Source organism: Streptococcus timonensis (assembly GCF_047460355.1).
Lineage (GTDB): Bacteria > Bacillota > Bacilli > Lactobacillales > Streptococcaceae > Streptococcus > Streptococcus timonensis_A.
In genome coordinates this window covers 208,784-225,192 of record NZ_JASHGL010000003.1, presented here as the reverse complement: position 1 = coordinate 225,192, position 16,409 = coordinate 208,784, and the positions used below count along the sequence as shown (strand labels likewise).

At 41.0% G+C, this 16,409-nt stretch carries 23 protein-coding genes; 7 read left to right on the top strand and 16 right to left on the bottom strand.

Annotated features, from left to right (window positions below; genetic code table 11):
- Positions 1-4 precede the first annotated feature (4 nt).
- From QM941_RS06350 to nrdR, 6 genes are all read right to left on the bottom strand, one after another.
- A complete protein-coding gene (locus QM941_RS06350) occupies positions 5-343 on the bottom strand; it encodes a hypothetical protein (RefSeq protein ID WP_414339779.1) in 339 nt (112 codons plus the stop codon).
- Between the two features lie 83 nt (positions 344-426).
- Positions 427-1,737, bottom strand: coding sequence for a ribosome biogenesis GTPase Der (gene der / locus QM941_RS06345; RefSeq protein ID WP_414339777.1), 1,311 nt, complete (start codon positions 1,735-1,737; stop codon positions 427-429).
- Positions 1,738-1,750: 13 nt separating this feature from the next.
- The gene (locus QM941_RS06340) at positions 1,751-2,464 is read right to left on the bottom strand and encodes an NADPH-dependent oxidoreductase (protein ID WP_414339775.1); all 714 of its coding nucleotides are present in this window, start codon (positions 2,462-2,464) and stop codon (positions 1,751-1,753) included.
- Positions 2,461-3,357 carry a primosomal protein DnaI gene (gene dnaI, locus QM941_RS06335; protein WP_414339773.1) on the bottom strand — a complete coding sequence of 299 codons (897 nt, stop codon included), beginning with the start codon at positions 3,355-3,357 and terminating at the stop codon, positions 2,461-2,463. Before dnaI ends, QM941_RS06340 begins: the two co-directional genes overlap by 4 nt.
- Positions 3,358-4,527: a DNA helicase gene (locus QM941_RS06330; protein WP_414339771.1), complete on the bottom strand. Its 1,170-nt coding sequence runs from the start codon at positions 4,525-4,527 to the stop codon at positions 3,358-3,360.
- Positions 4,528-5,001, bottom strand: coding sequence for a transcriptional regulator NrdR (gene nrdR, locus QM941_RS06325; RefSeq protein WP_004250782.1), 474 nt, complete (start codon positions 4,999-5,001; stop codon positions 4,528-4,530).
- 139 nt (positions 5,002-5,140) lie between these two features.
- Between nrdR and QM941_RS06320 the strand changes: the two genes are divergently transcribed.
- The 3 genes from QM941_RS06320 to QM941_RS06310 are packed head-to-tail and all read left to right on the top strand — an operon-like array spanning position 5,141 to position 6,952.
- Positions 5,141-5,506 carry a GntR family transcriptional regulator gene (locus tag QM941_RS06320; protein WP_414339769.1) on the top strand — a complete coding sequence of 122 codons (366 nt, stop codon included), beginning with the start codon at positions 5,141-5,143 and terminating at the stop codon, positions 5,504-5,506.
- Between the two features lie 3 nt (positions 5,507-5,509).
- The gene (locus QM941_RS06315) at positions 5,510-6,205 is read left to right on the top strand and encodes an ABC transporter ATP-binding protein (protein WP_414339767.1); all 696 of its coding nucleotides are present in this window, start codon (positions 5,510-5,512) and stop codon (positions 6,203-6,205) included.
- Positions 6,206-6,220: 15 nt separating this feature from the next.
- Positions 6,221-6,952, top strand: a complete 732-nt coding sequence (locus tag QM941_RS06310; RefSeq protein ID WP_414339765.1) for a hypothetical protein — start codon at positions 6,221-6,223, stop codon at positions 6,950-6,952.
- A gap of 69 nt (positions 6,953-7,021) precedes the next feature.
- On the opposite strand, the gene QM941_RS06305 is transcribed toward QM941_RS06310, so the two are convergent.
- Positions 7,022-7,717, bottom strand: a complete 696-nt coding sequence (locus QM941_RS06305) for an LrgB family protein (protein ID WP_414339763.1) — start codon at positions 7,715-7,717, stop codon at positions 7,022-7,024.
- Positions 7,714-8,088, bottom strand: a complete 375-nt coding sequence (locus QM941_RS06300; protein ID WP_414339761.1) for a CidA/LrgA family protein — start codon at positions 8,086-8,088, stop codon at positions 7,714-7,716. Before QM941_RS06300 ends, QM941_RS06305 begins: the two co-directional genes overlap by 4 nt.
- Positions 8,089-8,268: 180 nt before the next feature.
- Between QM941_RS06300 and QM941_RS06295 the strand changes: the two genes are divergently transcribed.
- The 3 genes from QM941_RS06295 to trxA all read left to right on the top strand — a co-directional run bounded on the left by QM941_RS06295 (position 8,269) and on the right by trxA (position 9,295).
- A complete protein-coding gene (locus tag QM941_RS06295; protein ID WP_414339760.1) occupies positions 8,269-8,649 on the top strand; it encodes a MarR family transcriptional regulator in 381 nt (126 codons plus the stop codon).
- Positions 8,650-8,744: 95 nt separating this feature from the next.
- On the top strand, positions 8,745-8,966 hold the full coding sequence (locus QM941_RS06290) for a DUF4649 family protein (RefSeq protein ID WP_075565789.1): 222 nt from the start codon (positions 8,745-8,747) through the stop codon (positions 8,964-8,966).
- Positions 8,967-8,980: 14 nt separating this feature from the next.
- Positions 8,981-9,295: a thioredoxin gene (trxA, locus tag QM941_RS06285; RefSeq protein WP_001029581.1), complete on the top strand. Its 315-nt coding sequence runs from the start codon at positions 8,981-8,983 to the stop codon at positions 9,293-9,295.
- A gap of 98 nt (positions 9,296-9,393) precedes the next feature.
- Here trxA and QM941_RS06280 read toward each other — a convergent pair whose 3' ends face one another.
- Both QM941_RS06280 and QM941_RS06275 read right to left on the bottom strand, forming a co-directional pair.
- On the bottom strand, positions 9,394-10,062 hold the full coding sequence (locus QM941_RS06280; protein ID WP_075565787.1) for an MIP/aquaporin family protein: 669 nt from the start codon (positions 10,060-10,062) through the stop codon (positions 9,394-9,396).
- Positions 10,063-10,208: 146 nt separating this feature from the next.
- Positions 10,209-10,556, bottom strand: coding sequence for a winged helix-turn-helix transcriptional regulator (locus tag QM941_RS06275; protein WP_414339757.1), 348 nt, complete (start codon positions 10,554-10,556; stop codon positions 10,209-10,211).
- Between the two features lie 150 nt (positions 10,557-10,706).
- Between QM941_RS06275 and QM941_RS06270 the strand changes: the two genes are divergently transcribed.
- Positions 10,707-11,096, top strand: coding sequence for a nuclear transport factor 2 family protein (locus QM941_RS06270; protein WP_414339755.1), 390 nt, complete (start codon positions 10,707-10,709; stop codon positions 11,094-11,096).
- Positions 11,097-11,263: 167 nt separating this feature from the next.
- Here the strand turns inward: QM941_RS06270 and pepF are convergent, their stop codons facing one another.
- The 6 genes from pepF to QM941_RS06240 all read right to left on the bottom strand — a co-directional run bounded on the left by pepF (position 11,264) and on the right by QM941_RS06240 (position 16,400).
- On the bottom strand, positions 11,264-13,060 hold the full coding sequence (pepF, locus tag QM941_RS06265) for an oligoendopeptidase F (RefSeq protein ID WP_414339753.1): 1,797 nt from the start codon (positions 13,058-13,060) through the stop codon (positions 11,264-11,266).
- 10 nt (positions 13,061-13,070) lie between these two features.
- Positions 13,071-13,814: a 16S rRNA (uracil(1498)-N(3))-methyltransferase gene (locus tag QM941_RS06260; RefSeq protein ID WP_414339751.1), complete on the bottom strand. Its 744-nt coding sequence runs from the start codon at positions 13,812-13,814 to the stop codon at positions 13,071-13,073.
- Position 13,815: 1 nt separating this feature from the next.
- Positions 13,816-14,766: a 50S ribosomal protein L11 methyltransferase gene (prmA, locus tag QM941_RS06255; protein ID WP_414339896.1), complete on the bottom strand. Its 951-nt coding sequence runs from the start codon at positions 14,764-14,766 to the stop codon at positions 13,816-13,818.
- 137 nt (positions 14,767-14,903) lie between these two features.
- The gene (locus tag QM941_RS06250) at positions 14,904-15,377 is read right to left on the bottom strand and encodes a GNAT family N-acetyltransferase (RefSeq protein WP_414339749.1); all 474 of its coding nucleotides are present in this window, start codon (positions 15,375-15,377) and stop codon (positions 14,904-14,906) included.
- Positions 15,374-15,808 carry an NUDIX hydrolase gene (locus tag QM941_RS06245; protein WP_414339747.1) on the bottom strand — a complete coding sequence of 145 codons (435 nt, stop codon included), beginning with the start codon at positions 15,806-15,808 and terminating at the stop codon, positions 15,374-15,376. The genes QM941_RS06250 and QM941_RS06245 overlap by 4 nt, the downstream gene beginning before the upstream one ends.
- Before the next feature lie 49 nt (positions 15,809-15,857).
- On the bottom strand, positions 15,858-16,400 hold the full coding sequence (locus tag QM941_RS06240) for a hypothetical protein (protein ID WP_414339745.1): 543 nt from the start codon (positions 16,398-16,400) through the stop codon (positions 15,858-15,860).
- Positions 16,401-16,409 lie beyond the last annotated feature (9 nt).

Below are 16,409 nucleotides of genomic sequence, written 5' to 3'. Positions count from 1 at the left end.
TAAATCAAGGTCTTCCTCCTTTAGACTTCCCTAGTTCCCGTCTTAAGCGAAACATTTTTTTGAAGAAGATGTAGTCTAGCCGGTCACTGCCTAGAGATAGGACTATCAACAGCAACCAAACACCCCAAGCACTCATATCTGATACATGTTTGAGAACAAGAGGGAAAAAAAAGAATGAAAAAATTGTCAGATCCAGACTAAACAGAGCAAAAAGGGAAAAATAAATCCAGTAGAAATAGTAGATGATGGGGAAGAACTTACTGTTTCTATCAGCATTGTCTATCCAATAGAAAAAGCAAAAGCAAGGAAATAAGAGTATCAATTGATTAAACGACAGTTTCATTATCGACACCTCTTTTCGATAGCGTTTTCTTTGCTTTCATTCTATCAAAAAAATCTGGAAATGTCATTCCAGATTCTACTTTTTTATTTACGTTTTCTTGCGATGAGATGGATTGGGGTTCCCTCAAAGACAAAGGCCTTGCGGATTTGATTTTCCAAGAAACGCAGGTAAGAAAAGTGCATAAGTTCTTCTTCGTTGACAAAGATCACAAAGGTCGGTGGTTTGGTTGCCACTTGAGTCGCATAGAAAATCTTGAGACGTTTTCCTTTGTCTGTCGGTGTTGGGTTGATGGCAATGGCATCCATGATCACATCGTTCAAGACAGCTGATGGAATACGTGTATTTTGACTTTCGCTGATTTGCTTGATCATCTCAGGCAACTTGTGAAGACGTTGTTTGGTCAAAGCAGAGACAAAGATAATTGGTGCGTAAGGCAAGTATTGGAACTGCTCACGGATATCTTCTTCCCAGTTTTTCATGGTGTGGTTGTTTTTTTCAAGCGTATCCCATTTATTGACCACTATAATCATCCCTTTACCAGCTTCATGAGCAAAACCAGCAATACGCTTGTCGTACTCACGGATACCCTCTTCAGCATTGAGGACCATCAGAACAACATCTGAACGGTCAATGGCACGCATGGCACGCATGACTGAGTATTTCTCTGTATTCTCATAGACTTTACCAGACTTACGCATACCAGCCGTATCAATCATGGTAAATTCTTGACCATCAGCATCGGTAAAGTGAGTATCAATAGCATCACGAGTTGTCCCAGCTACGGGACTAGCAATCACGCGGTCTTCACCCAAGATAGCATTGATCAAGCTAGATTTTCCGACATTTGGACGTCCAATTAAGCTGAATTTAATGACATCTGGATTTTCTTCTTCAACTTCATGAGGGAGATTTTCTACGATAGCATCTAAGACATCCCCCGTACCAATACCATGGACAGATGAAACGGGTAGCGGTTCGCCCAAGCCCAGAGCATAGAAATCATAGATATCATTTCGCATCTCTGGATTGTCAACTTTATTAACGGCAAGGATAACTGGCTTATTGGTCTTATAAAGTTTACGTGCTACGTATTCGTCCGCATCTGTAATTCCTTCTTTTCCAGACACTACAAAGACGATAACATCTGCTTCTTCCATGGCAATTTCTGCCTGGTGTTTGATTTGTTCCATAAATGGAGCATCAACGTCGTCAATTCCCCCTGTATCAATCATACTGAAAGAACGGTTAAGCCACTCACCTGTCGCATAAATACGGTCACGAGTCACTCCTTCAATATCTTCTACAATCGAAATCCGCTCTCCAGCGATTCGGTTAAATAGGGTTGACTTCCCAACATTGGGACGTCCGACAATGGCAACAGTAGGTAAGGCCATGTTTTCTCACTTTCTACAATAACTTTTTCTGTTCCAGATTTCTTCGAGTTGAGCTAGGCTCAGCTTGGCCAAACTGCTCTGCCAAACGCTGACTCCAAGTCGTCGTAGCACGCGCACCAGCATACTCAGCCTGCACACGGTCATAGGCTTCAATTGCCTCAACTGACTGTTCTTGGTATTCTTCATCAAATACCATTTGACTCAAAGGTAATCTTGGTTTAACATCGTGTCTTTGATTTGGCACACCAAGTGCAATCCCAAAAACAGGATAGGTGTAGTCAGGTAACTTGAATAATTCAGAAACTTCTTCTGATTTATAACGGACTAAACCGATAATAACGCCACCGTAACCCATGCTTTCAGCTGCCAACAAAGTGTTTTGAGCAGCGAGGGCCGCATCAACTGAACTAATCAACAGACCTTCGACACCTTGAGGTTGGAAACTATCAGTATGGATTTTCGCTCCCTTCTCTGCTCGGTTCAAGTCTCCGACAAAGAGGAGGAAGGCAGCTGACTGACGAATAGCTTCTTGGGGAACAAACTCATACAAGGCAGCTTTCTTTTCTTGGCTTCTTACAACAATCACAGAATAAGATTGGAAGTTTTTCCAAGAAGAGGCCATTTGTGCGGCAGTTAAAATTTCAGTTAGGTCAGCTTGAGGAATTTCTTGTTCCTTAAAGCGACGTACTGAAGAGTGGGACTTCATTAATGTTGTAGTTTCTGTCATCGACGGTTTTCTCCTTTTAGTTGTGTTTCTTCAGCAAGGTAACGGATACGTTCCATAACGCGTCGGGCTTCCCAAGTTTCGTCATTTCCGTTCTTGCCTTTTGCAAAATGTTTTTCCAAATCTTCAAAATTGAAGTTGGAAGTAAAGAAAGTTGGTAAGTCTTCCTGCATGCGATACTGAAGAATCACCTGCAAGATTTCATCACGGACCCACGGTGTTGATTGCTCAGCACCGATATCATCCAAAATCAGAACTTCTGCCAGCTTGATTTCATCTACCAAGGTTTTGACAGAGCCATCCCCAATAGCATTTTTGACATCAATGACAAAGCTCGGATAGTGGAGCAGAGTTGTAGATACTCCACGTTTTTCAGATAAATCATGAGCCAGGGCTGCTGCCATAAAACTCTTACCAACTCCAAAATCCCCATATAAATAAAGACCTTTTCGGATAGTTGGATATTGTTCCACAAAAGCTAGGAGCTTTTCAAAAACAGGCAAGCGTCCAAGGTCGTCCAAATCAACTTGAGCTAGACTGGCTTTTTTGAGGCTAGCTGGAAGATTAATCAGACGAAGCCTATTTTTAATAGCTGCCTCTTTTTCTGCAGCAATTAATTCGGGAGTCTCTTCATAAGCTACGTCTGCATAACCATGATTCATCACGAGAATCGGTTTGTAGCCACGTGCGATATAGTCAGTATCACCACGGAGAAACTTATCGCGTTCCGTGATGTATTGGTTAAACTTGGAGATACTCCGATTTAACTCTTCTTGGCTGAGGGATGCTTGCTGGATAAAAACCGCCACATCAGGATCTTGTACAATTTGCTGGACTAAATCCTGATACTGAAAGCGGCTTGGCTGACGCTTGAGTACGTCTCCGACACTTTCCATCTAGTCTCCTCCTTTTTCTAATCGAGCTAACATTTCTTGTTTCTTACGTTCTAGTTCCAGACGAGTTTGCTCGCTAGTCTCATTTTTATAGTCTGGATTGCTCCACTTAGGAACATTGGTTTTCACTGGAGCAGTCTTAGCTGATTTCTGCGCCTGCCCTTTTTGATTTTTCTCTCTGATTCGAAGTACAGCTTCCTCAGCAGAACGAATCTTGTTATAAGAGTAATCATTAGCCACTTTCATGGCATATTTCTCATTGAGATTGGCCGAATCAACCTTATTGAAAGTCAGTAGCATAATAACATTGATGACCTCATCTAAAAGCCCTAGTCCAGCCATTTGTTGCAACAAATCTCGTTCGGCTTGGGTAATCCCACCCTTACGTGTTTGCTTGATTTCTGCTAAAAACTGTAGAGCTGACTTGCTCTTTGCTTCCTTGATAATGGTCTCTTCTTTGGGACTAAAGTCAGATGATACAGGTTTTTGAGCTATCTTCTCCCGCATCCGTTTAACAGATATAACCTGCGAAACAGCTGTTCCTTTAGCTAACTGATAGGTTTCAAACCAGGTCCATTTTTTCTCGTCAGCGATTTTAAACAACTCTAAAACATCTGACTGTTCATCTTGGAAACGGAGACCATCTCGAGCCATGAGCTGACGAAAATGATCCAAATCAAAATCATTTTTAAAATCAGCTTTTACTGGTGGCTCATCATGACTAGCCAATTCTTCTATCTCTGGAAAGGCCTGACTCAAAGGAACAGTCAAAGGCTCTCCGCCTGCCTGCTCTTGACGCAAATCAGATACAGCCATATCGCCAATCCTTTTCTCCAACAAAGTACGATACACTGTATGACGCAAGAAGTCAGATTGAGAAAGTGTTGGATGAATAGCGAGCTTATAGCCATCTCCATTTTGGTAGAGGGTAACCAAATGAAAAGCAGATAGGATTTTGAAAGCTTTTAAAAGTCTGTCCATCCCAAAATTGAGGTGGTTGAGAATTGATGCAAAAAGGTGTTCTTTTTGGCCATCATCCCAGAAAGCAAGTATATAAAGGTAGAGACTGAGCGCATCCTGACCGATAATCGGGAGGTAGCACTGCACCAGAGTGGAGGTATCTTGCGACACCCGATTATTCTTGAGAAAAGAAAAACGATCATTAGGCTTCATTTATTTTTCCTTTTTCTTCTTTGAAGATTGCGTAATTTGTTTGAGAAGATTTTCTAGCTCGCTCACATCTTTGAAACTACGGTAAACACTGGCAAAACGAACATAGGTAATTTCATCTAGTTCTGCCAACTCTTCCATAACGAGAGAACCAATATCTTCACTTTGAATTTCATTATCATTTCGACTGAGGAGTTTTTGCTCAATACGATTGACCACCATACCAATCTCATCACTAGACACCGGACGTTTTTGAGCCGAACGAATAATCCCGTTAAAGATTTTATCTCTGGAGAACTGCTCCCGTGTGCCATCCTTCTTGACTACAACCAGAGTTCTTTCTTCTACACGTTCATAGGTCGTGAAACGGTGTTGACACTCTTCACACTCACGTCTACGTCTAATGGTATTTCCTTCTTCGGCCTGGCGACTATCAATTACACTTGATTTTGTAGCGCCACATTTTGGACAACGCATGCCTTCCCCTCCTTGTCGTTTTCTTCTCATTATACCATTTTTTGAATAATTCCCAAAATAATTTTCCTTTTGGCTTGACATCTTTTTTGTTTTGTTGTATTATTGAATTAACACAAAAGGAGGTAGGAAGGAGACCGCGATGTCTTGGACATTTGATAACAACAAACCCATCTATATGCAGATTATGGACAAAATCAAACTGCAAATCATTTCCCATAAACTTGAACCCAATCAACAGCTTCCGACTGTTAGAGAACTAGCTAGTGAAGCAGGGGTCAATCCTAACACTATCCAGCGTGCCCTATCGGACTTGGAGAGGGAAGGCTTCGTTTATTCCAAACGAACTTCCGGGCGCTTTGTCACAGAGGATTTGGACTTAATTCTCCAATCCCGAAAGCAACTTTCTGAAGAACAGTTGCAACAGTTTGTAACAGGCATGGTAGAATTTGGCTATAAAAAAGGAGAACTACCGACTGTTTTAAGAGATTATATTGAAGGAGTTTAAACTATGACCTTGTTAACTTTTGAAAATGTATCAAAATCCTATGGAGCAAGTCCTGCTCTTGCAAATGTTTCCCTTGAAATCCCAGCTGGAAAAATCGTTGGCTTGCTTGGACCTAACGGCTCTGGTAAGACAACCTTGATTAAACTCATCAACGGTTTACTTCAACCTGAACAAGGGCGTATTCTGATCAATGGCATGGAGCCAAGCCCAGCAACTAAAGCAATTGTTTCTTATCTGCCTGATACGACCTATCTCAACGAGCAAATGAAGGTTAAAGAGGCTCTTACCTATTTCAAGACTTTCTACCAAGACTTCGATCTAGAACGTGCTCAAGGTCTTCTTCGTGACCTTGGCATCGATGAAAATAGCCGCTTCAAAAAACTCTCAAAAGGGAATAAAGAGAAGGTTCAGTTGATTCTGGTCATGAGTCGTGATGCTCGTTTGTATATCCTTGATGAACCAATCGGTGGTGTCGATCCCGCAGCTCGTGACTATATTTTGAACACTATCATCAACAACTACTCCCCAACTTCGACTGTCTTGATTTCAACTCACTTGATTTCAGATATCGAGCCTATCTTAGACGAAATTATCTTCCTCAAGGAGGGAAAAGTCGTTCGTCAAGGAAATGTGGATGATATTCGTTATGAGTCTGGAGAGTCTATCGACCAACTCTTCCGTCATGAATTCAAAGCCTAGATAAAGGAGATTATTATGTTTTGGAATTTAGTTCGTTATGAATTTAAAAATGTTAACAAATGGTATTTAGCTCTTTATGGTGCTGTATTGGCACTTTCTGTCATCATTGGATTACAGGCTAGTGCCATCAAAATGCTATCTTCTCAAGATCAAGAATCAATCATGCTAGTATTTCAGGCCTTTATTTTCGGAGGACTAATCATTACCATGAGTATTTCAACCTTGATATTGATTATCCGTCGCTTCAAGGGTAGTGTTTATGAGCGTCAAGGATACCTAACTTTAACCCTACCTGTATCTGAACACCAAATCATCCTAGCAAAACTCTTGGGGGCTTTCCTCTGGTCTTTGCTTAGTGCAGTAGTTTTCATTCTAAGTATTTATATCTTTTTAGTGACAGTAGACCCACAAATTATTGATGTCTATATGATCAGATACTTTTTTGGCCATTATTTAGATAGTATCGGTTTATCTCTGATTTCATATATCTTTAGTACAGTGGCAGGAATTCTCTGTATCTACTTGTCTATCTCTATCGGTCAACTCTTTAATGAATACCGTACAGCTCTTGCAGTTGTAGCCTACATCGTCATCCAGACTATACTTGGATTTATCACCCTCAATCTTCGCATCGATTTTGACTACAATTGGACGATATCCTTTGAAATTCTCAAGGATTTAATCCTTAGCATCGTCTTCTATCTTGGAACCTATTATATCTTAAAGAATAAAGTAAACTTACAATAATAAATGACCCCCCTAGCAAACAAAGCTAGGGGGCTTATTTTTACCCAAAGATATTTAAAGTCCTTGTTTTTAACTCAAAATCAAATTGGCTACAATAGGACTGACAAATACATAGAGAATACCTGTAACACCGATGGCTAGCCCTCCCATAGCACCTGCAACTGGTCCATAGCGAAAGGCCGTTCCAGTCCCAACAGCGTGACCAGTTCCTCCAAGAGCAAGACCAACAGCTACTGGATCGTCAATTTTTAGCCATTTTAAAAGTGTTGGTCCTATAACGCTAGTCAAAATCCCAGTCGCTACCACAACTACCAAGGTGATCGTCGCTATCCCTTGTAGCTTATCCGTAATTCCAACTGCCATGGCCGTCGTTACAGACTTTGGGAAAAGCGAAATCGCCAAGAAAAAATCCATACCGAAAAATTTTGCAACTAAAGCTGTAAAAACTGTATTTACAACAACAGCAAGGAAACTACTGAGTAGAATACTTCTAACATGGTGTTTCATGAGGTGAAAACTCTTATAAAGAGGAATTCCTAAAGCTACTGTTGAAGGAACAATCAAGTTATTGAGATAGACCCCACCTTGATAATAGACAACATAAGAAATACCAGTCAGTTTTAGAAAAACAATGATAAATAAAGTTGCTAGCAGCAAGGGAGTGGTCAGAGGATGAGGGTACCGTCTAAAGATAATCATGCCTCCAAGATAAGCCAAAATGGACAAGGCTATCCCAAAAAGTGGATTGGATACAAATTCGCTCATTTGGCACCTCTTTCTTCGTAATCTCCTTCATAACGCTTTTTGATAAACTGAACGACCAGCGCAATCAAGATAATATTGATAACTGCTGCAAAAAAGACAATTAAGACAATGGGCAATAAATAGGGAGCAATCACATCAAATTTCTCCATAATCCCAACTGCAGGAGGTAGAAAGAGGATAGTCATATTAGCTAGGAGAAAATTCCCAACCATATTGACATGACGTACTCGCAACCACTTGAACTGCAAGGCTAAAAATAAAATAATCAAACCGATAATGCTTCCAGGAACAGGCAAATGGAAAAAGCTAGAGATTCCCTCACCAATCAGTGAAATGACAAAGAGAATCATTAACTGAACATATAATTTCATCGTTTACTCCACAAATAGACTTTCTGCATACCAGTTTACTCTTTTTTCAGAAAATTTCAAGGAAATACATAAGAAACATCCTTCTTGCTATCTATTCCAAAAAGTTGTATACTAATTGCGTGCGCAAGCATCTCAGATGGGCAAATCTGTTTATAACTACCATATAGAAAGGAGATTGATATGACTTACTTAGAAAAATGGTTTGACTACAACCGCAGACAAGTGGAAATGGAAGCTTACTTAGAACAAATCATCGCTGATCAGAGTGAACAAAGCTTGACTCTAAAGGAATTTTATCTCTTGCACTTTTTGAATCAGGCCCAAGAGAAATCTTTGAGACAAATTGACCTGCCGGACAAACTCCATCTAAGCCCAAGTGCAGTATCACGGATGGTGGCACGATTAGAAGCCAAGAACTGCGGTTTGCTTAGTCGGAGATGTTGCGATCAGGACAAACGAGCTAGTTTTATCTGCCTTACCAGCGATGGCCAAAAGACTCTTGCCTCTCTGCAAAAAGCTGTTGAAGAAAGCCTTGAAACAAAAGCAAGTTGGCTTTTCTAAAATTTTTACAAAAAACTTGCGTGCGCAAGCAATTTTCTTGACATTCCTTTTTCCAAGGAGTAAAATGAAGATATGATTTAGCAAAGGAGAATCCTATGATTGAAATCACTTATCTTGATGCCAGCAAGCAAGAGAGAACCATAACCTTCGAGTCATACGAAGAATTTGAACGTTCTCAACATGCCTGCCTGATTGGTGTCGCAGACTACTACCCTGTCCAAAAAGTAACCTACAAGGGACATGATTTGGACTACCATGGGACTTATGGAGATGTTTTCTTCTATCTCATGAAACAAGATTTAAGCCAATATAATTAAAAAGGAGAAATACTATGGCAAAAGCAATTACAGATGCAACATTCGAACAAGAAACTAAAGACGGATTGGTCTTGGTAGACTTCTGGGCTACTTGGTGTGGTCCATGTCGTATGCAAGGTCCAATCTTGGACAAATTGTCTGAAGAACTTTCAGAAGATGTCTTGAAGATTGTTAAAATGGATGTAGACGAAAATCCTAATACTGCGCGTGCATTTGGTATCATGTCTATCCCTACTCTTCTCTTCAAAAAAGATGGCCAAGTTGTCAAACAAGTGGCAGGTGTCCACACTGCAGAACAAATCAAAGCCATCGTTGCTGAATTGAGTTAATCACAAACCACTCCCACATTTGGTTATGGGAGTGTTTTTTTATATATAAAAAACTACCCTCCAAGATGGAGAGTAGGATTTTTTACGATATAGTTGAATTATTCTTCAGTTCCAAGGAAGTTTTTAGCAACAAGAGCTGCAAGAACTCCACCAACGATTGGTGCAAGGATGAAAATCCAAACTTGTTGAAGAGCTGCGCCACCTACCAATACAGCAGGAGCCAAGCTACGAGCTGGGTTTACTGAAAGTCCAGTGATGTTCAATCCAACAAGAATCATAGCCATCAATGACAAACCGATCACCAAACCAGCAATAGCGCCATTCCCTTTGCTTGCTGATGTTACAGTCATGATAACCAAAACAAACAAGAATGTTGCGATGACTTCAAACAAGAAACCACCAAAGACAGTTACACCGTTTGCCAAGGCATTTTCACCAAGACTTGCAGTTGACATACCTGAATTTGCCAAGAGGAAGAATACAGAAACAGATGCTAAGAAAGCACCAACTACTTGGCCAAGGATGTAGTTTACAAGTTCTGAAGATGACAAACGTTTGTTAACAAACATAGCGATAGAAACAGCTGGGTTCAAGTGAGCACCTGAAACAGTTCCGATTGAGAAAGCTGCGACTACGATTGCCAAACCAAAGGCAAAAGCAATTCCAAGGTGTCCAAGACCTTCTGTACCATTTCCAAAAACAACAGCTCCTGTTCCGATGAACACAAGCATAAATGTACCGATTAATTCAGCAACAAATTTTTTCATGTTAAGTCTCCTTTTTTTTTAACTATCTATTAGTCTATCAAAAGAAGGAAAGGGTTTCAAGAAAATTGATTGGAAATTTACTGGTTTGCCTTACTGTCTTTTAATTGAGGGATTCAATAAAAAACACATTCCCTCTATGGGACTTATCAGTTGCCTATCTCATTAGCATTTAACAACTTAATATAATCCAGACCCCATTTCTCGACAGCATCTAAAACAACTCTGAATTCCTGTCCCATTTCGGTTAAGCTGTACTCAACTCGTGGGGGAACTTCCGCATAGACCTTTCGTTGAATAATTTTATCCTTTTCTAATTGACGGAGATGACGTGTCAAAATAGTTTGAGTAATCCCAGGCAATAATCTCTGCAATTCTTTAAATCGTTTAGTACCCGTACTCAACTGATAAATGATTACCAGTGCCCATTTCCCTGTTAAAACCCTCTGCGTTGTCGCAAATGGACAAATACCATACTCACTCACTTTATTTGGCATAAAATATCTTCTTTCTATTTTTTAAAAAAAAATTAATCTTTTAGTATCAACAATAGTACCACTTTTAATACTAGCTATCGAAAAAGTATCTACTTGTTTTTTGATTGTAACTGTTATAATTATATCATAAAAAAGAAATGGAGAATAGATATGTCAACAAACTTAGAAATTTTCAATACTTATAACCAAGCTTTAATTGCTGGTGACTTTTCTGGTGTCTTTGAAACGATGGCAGACGATATTGTCTGGCATCAACCTGGTAATCATAGTATATCTGGTACAGTTGTTGGTAAGGACAAGCTAGGAGCTCACCTAGCTACATTTGCTGAGAAAACTAATGGAACCTTTAAGGTGGTAACAAATTGGGTTTCTGACAATAAGGATTTAATCGCAGCTAATGTTACTTTTCTCGGAACACGGGCTGATGGCACTGAACTCAATATGAACGGAATTGACCTCTTCCGTATTGAAGACGGAAAAATCAAAGAAGTTTGGCTCTTCTCTTCAGATCAAGCTGAAGAAGATAGCTTTTGGGGATAATTTAAGTGTCCGGGACAAAAAATTTTGATTTTAGGAATTCTTTATTATAAATTTTTAAAATCGATAGATTAGAAAAAAGCGAACAAGACAGTATTCTGAATGTCAGATAACTCGTTTTGTTCGCTTTTTATATTTAAGGTTAGACTTTTGTCCCAGACTCTTTTAATTTACTCGCCCAACTCTGCACTGTAAGCTATAATCTGATCAACTGTATCAGACAAGAACTGAATGGTATCACGAAGTGGTTTATCCGTTGAAATATCTGCTCCGATGATCATTGCTGACTCAAGCGGTGTCTTGCTACCTCCTGATTTGAGGAGTTTGAGCCAATCTTCAGCTCCAGTTTCAGAATTTTTCAGATGAAGGTAACCAGCAGTCGAGATCACAAGTCCTGCTGAGTAAGTGTAACTATACAAGCCCATATAGTAGTGAGCTTGGCGCATCCAAGTCAAGGCCGCATCGTCGTCAATTTCGATAGCATCTCCCCAGAAGTCCGTCAAGACTTCCTTCATAATGCTGTTAAGTTTGCTTGCTCCGAAGGTTTCTCCTTCTTCAATCAATGTATAAACCTTGCGCTGGAAGGCTGCTTCCAAGAGGTGGGTAATAAAGTTATGGAAGTAGGTGTCTGTCAAACGGTGAGCAAGGGCAAAGCGTTTTTGACGCGGATCATCAGACTGATGCTCCAAGTAATCACTGAGAAGCAATTCATTAAAGGTTGACGGTGCTTCGACATAATAAGTAGACATGTGGGCATTAAAGTAACTCTGATGATTATCCGAAAAGATAAATTGACCAGAATGCCCGATCTCATGAATCAAGGTATAAACATCGCTCAAACGACCTGTCCAGCTCATGAGGACATATGGATGCACACGGTAGGGATCAGCTGCATACCCACCAGAATCCTTGCCACTATTGGCAGCGAAGTCCACCCAGCGTTCTTCTTGATAGCGAGCAACTTCCTGACAATATTCTTGTCCCAAAGGTTCTACTGACTTCATAACCAAATCATAGGCATCATCAATGCTAACCTCTGGATTAAGAGCACTGTCCAAATCCAATTTCCAGTCTGCAAATGTCATCTTTTCAAGACCATTGACCTTGGCAACATGCTTGAGGTATCTCTGGGCAACTGGCGCAAAGTCCTTCATGATGAGGTCAATCTGACGGTCAAACATAGCACGGTCCACTTCTTGTTCAGCTAGAAGATAGTCAAAGACTGAGTCGTAGCCCTTCATATCAGCTAATAGTTTCTCAGACTTGACTTGAGCTAGATAGGCTGCAGCAGCCGTATTTTGGTGCTTACGTAATCCTTCTGAGAAGGAACGGAAGGATTTCTCACGGACTTCAGCATCCTCATGGTTTTGATAGAAATTTTCATAGGTCACAAAGCTGTTTTTATAAGTCTTTCCATGGGCCTCAAAATCAGCCATTTCAAAATCTCCAGCTCGCATTTTAGTATAGATGTCCTGCGGACTATAGAAAACTTCACCAAGATTAGTCAAGGCATTTTCCACATCAGCACCAAGATAGTGGGCTTTTTTAAGCTTAGCTTGACGAATGGCTGCCGTCAAATGTGGTAAGTCACCCAAACGATTCAAGACTTCCTCATCTGCTGCTACCAAGGCGTCGTCAAAGAAGGTTAAGGCGACACTTGCATCTGTCTCAAAGTCCATTCCAGCTTGGGCAATATTGGCAAAATTCTCGTTACTATAGTCCGTCGTCTGAGGCATAAAGGCGTAATTTCCTATATGACTCATCTGAATGTAGATTTGTTCCAATTCTGCAAAAGCTTTCTCGAAATCTTCAAAAGTGTGAAGATTGCCCTTATAGTCACGACTAAATTGATTGATATCTTCACGCGCCTTCTCAATCGCACGCAAGAAATCCTCGCGGTCTTGGTATAGGGCTGTCAAGTCCCAAAGTTCCTTTTCGGGAAATTCTGAACGGTGTTTTTGTTCCATTTTCTTCCTCTTATTTCTCTAATTCTAATAAAACACTGATGGCTGACAGGGCATAAAGCGGGGCTGTTTCTGCTCGTAGGATACGAGGGCCAAGTCCTGCAAGAATCGCTCCTTTGGCTTCAAAACTTTCGATTTCTGCGGGTGAGAGGCCACCTTCTGGACCAAAGATAAAGAGTAGTTTACTTCCCTTCTCAAGACTACTTACTGCTTGTATAAGGGCAGCTGCTTCTCCTTCTTTAGCTGACTCTTCATAGGCCACCACGATGCGGTCAAACTGATCCAACTGGGCTAAAAAGTCTGCTTTTTTCTCAAAAAGGGTAATGCTTGGGACAAGATTTCGCTTACTTTGTTCTGCTGCTCCAAGGGCAATTTTTTCTAGTTTTTCAACCTTTTTGTCCAATTTCTTGCCATCCCACTTGGCAACTGACCAGTCTGCGGGGAAGGCCCAGATTTGACTAGCACCCAGTTCCGTCACCTTTTGAGTGATAAACTCCAGCTTGTCTCCCTTGGGAAAACCTGATGCGACGGTCACTTGGACTGGCAGTTCCACATTGTCAGCTAACTCTTCGACCAACTCAAACTGACGAGCTTCCGCATTCAGCACGCGCGCCAAGTGTTTAATGCCATCATCAAAGACCAAAGTCACCTCATCATCTTCTTTCAAGCGCATGACCTGAAACATATGCTTGCTGGTTTCCTTGTCCTCGATGGTGATAGGAGAGATTGCACTGCCTTTTACAAAATACTGTTGCATGCTAGCCTCCAATCACACCGGAGATATCCTTAGTTTTTTTGAAGACACAGGCATTCCATTCCCCTTGGATCATGTGGGTTTCAAGGAAGAAACCTGCTGACTCAGCCGACTCACGCACCATATCCCACTTGTCCTTGATAATGCCACTCATGATGAGGTAGCCTTCATCCTTGACCAAGCGATAGGCATCATCCGTCAGATGAATGAGGATATCCGCCAAGATATTAGCCACGATGACATCTGCCTCAATCGCCACACCCTTGAGCAAATCGCCTGGTGCTACATGGATATTTTCCATGCCTGGATTGAGCTCAATATTTTCCTGAGCTACTCTAACCGCTACATCATCCAGGTCATAGGCAAAGATTTCCTTGGCTCCAAGAAGAGAGCTAGCAATAGAGAGAACACCTGAACCTGTCCCCACATCTAGAACCGTTTCCCCACCACGAAGAACCTGCTCCAAGGCAAAGAGGCTCATCTTGGTTGTTGGGTGGGTTCCCGTTCCGAAGGCCATACCAGGGTCCAGCTTGATAATCTTTTCTCCCGCCGTCGCCTCATAGTCTGTCCATGACGGCACGATGGTCAGGTCATGGGTAATGCGAGCTGGTTCATAGTATTTCTTCCAGTTGTCGGCCCAGTCTTCCTCAGCCAAGGCAGTCGTCCCCATCTTGACTTCTCCCAAATCCATAAAATCTGTCAATTCTGCCAGGCGAACCTGCAAGTCCGCTTCAACTGTTGCTACATCAACTGTCTCAGGGTAGTAGGCTGTCACCACGATTTCTTCTTGTTGCTCCACCTCAGGAAAAATTTCACCAAAACGGTCGACATTTCCCACATAGTCCATGCTATCTTCAATTGCTACCCCTTGCGCTCCCAGCTCAATCAAGAGATTAGAGACCAGCTCCTCCCCCTCACGCTTCACTGTAACTTTTAACTCTTGCCATGTTTCCATCATTAAGATACCAAGCCCATAAAACACAAAGCCAAAATAGGAAACTCTCTGAAGACGTTTGTGTCTAAGAGAAGTTTATCTTTTTGGCACCGTGTTTAGGGCGGGTTCAGTTTAGAAATTTAACTGAACCATCCTTTCTATTTCTCTATCAATTTTTTCATGTAGACCATATCCATGCCTTCTTTTTCAGGCTCAATGTGGATTTGACGATAGCCGTTTTTCTCGTAAAAAGCAACCATGCCTGCATCCTGTAACACCGTACACAAATCCCATTGTGTGATGGTTGGAAATTCTATTTCCAGCAATCTCAGTCCCTCAGAACCATACCCTTTTCCTTGATACTGAGGCAAAATCGCTGCCGTTCCCAACCAAGCTTTCGTTAACTCGGCATTGGTCTGAACTCGTAAAAATCCGATGTTTTCTTCATCTTTTTTTACAAAGTAGTAATAGCTATTGGGACGCTCGACTAGTTTCCACTTAATGCGTTCACAGTCCTCCAGATAAGGATCGTATTCATCTTGGTATTTGTCATAAACTGCTTTAAAACTAGCCCTTTGAATCGCAATAATGGTTTCTAAATCCTCTGCTCCTGCTTGTTCAATTCTTATCATAAACTCACCTCCAAATAATCTCTCAATCTCCCCTGTAACTGAGGTACTGCCTGTTTAGACTTCAAAAATTCCTCAATATTCATCAGTTTATAGGCCTGCCCTTCATCTCCAAAGGTGATATTGTCAAATTGTTCTTGTCTTAGCTGTCCAACCATAAAGACCGATTGCTTGTCTTTAAAGATTACGCTAGGATAAATCTTACTCCAAAGCAGACAGTCTTCATCTAAATGAATTCCCAGTTCCTCATAAACTTCACGCGCTGCGCACTCAAAAGGACTTTCATCCCCTTCACGACCACCACCTGGCAACTCCCACATGTTGGGACAAGGGATATCGTCCTTGTCATCACGTAAGATAGTCAAGACCTTATTCCCACAAATCAAGGCAATCTTAGAGCCTGTAAAATCAAACTTTTTATTCAATAATTCCATGATATTTACTCTTTTCTATGATAACAATTACTCTCTAGGAAAATACGAGCTAGCTTTCTTCGATTACTTTTTGACACTCTGCATCCCAGTACGCCTGCCATCTACCATGTTTTTTAGCAAAATAAACCGTAAACTCATCATTTACATAATCTGCAACATAGCGAAGATTAGGCGGATTTTCCTCAAAACTTAATACCCAAGGATGGAAGTAAAAAGTTTTCTCCCACCTCTTCTGAGTATAGCCCAAATCCTTGGCAAACTGAGGGATGGGTTGCTGCATCTCACTTTCCAAACAAGACTGAATGGCATTGTCAATACTATTTAAACGAGCTAATAGTTGCTTAAACTGCTCTTCCTCTTCCGTCTTAAAACCAACTAGAAATTCAAATTCCGCAAAATCTTCAGGAAATTCAAGTTCTGTGATTTTCCCATCCTCAGCATAGCGTCCTTCCTCATTAACAAGGCGACGAGTTCCAAACTTCAATACTCGCTCGAAATCTAGATCCGCAAAGCGATTGCGAGGAAGAGAAGAGGAAGAAAACTCAGATTTATCTGACTTTCTCATAAAAATTTGTTTGATTTTCTCTAACATGCTCTCTCC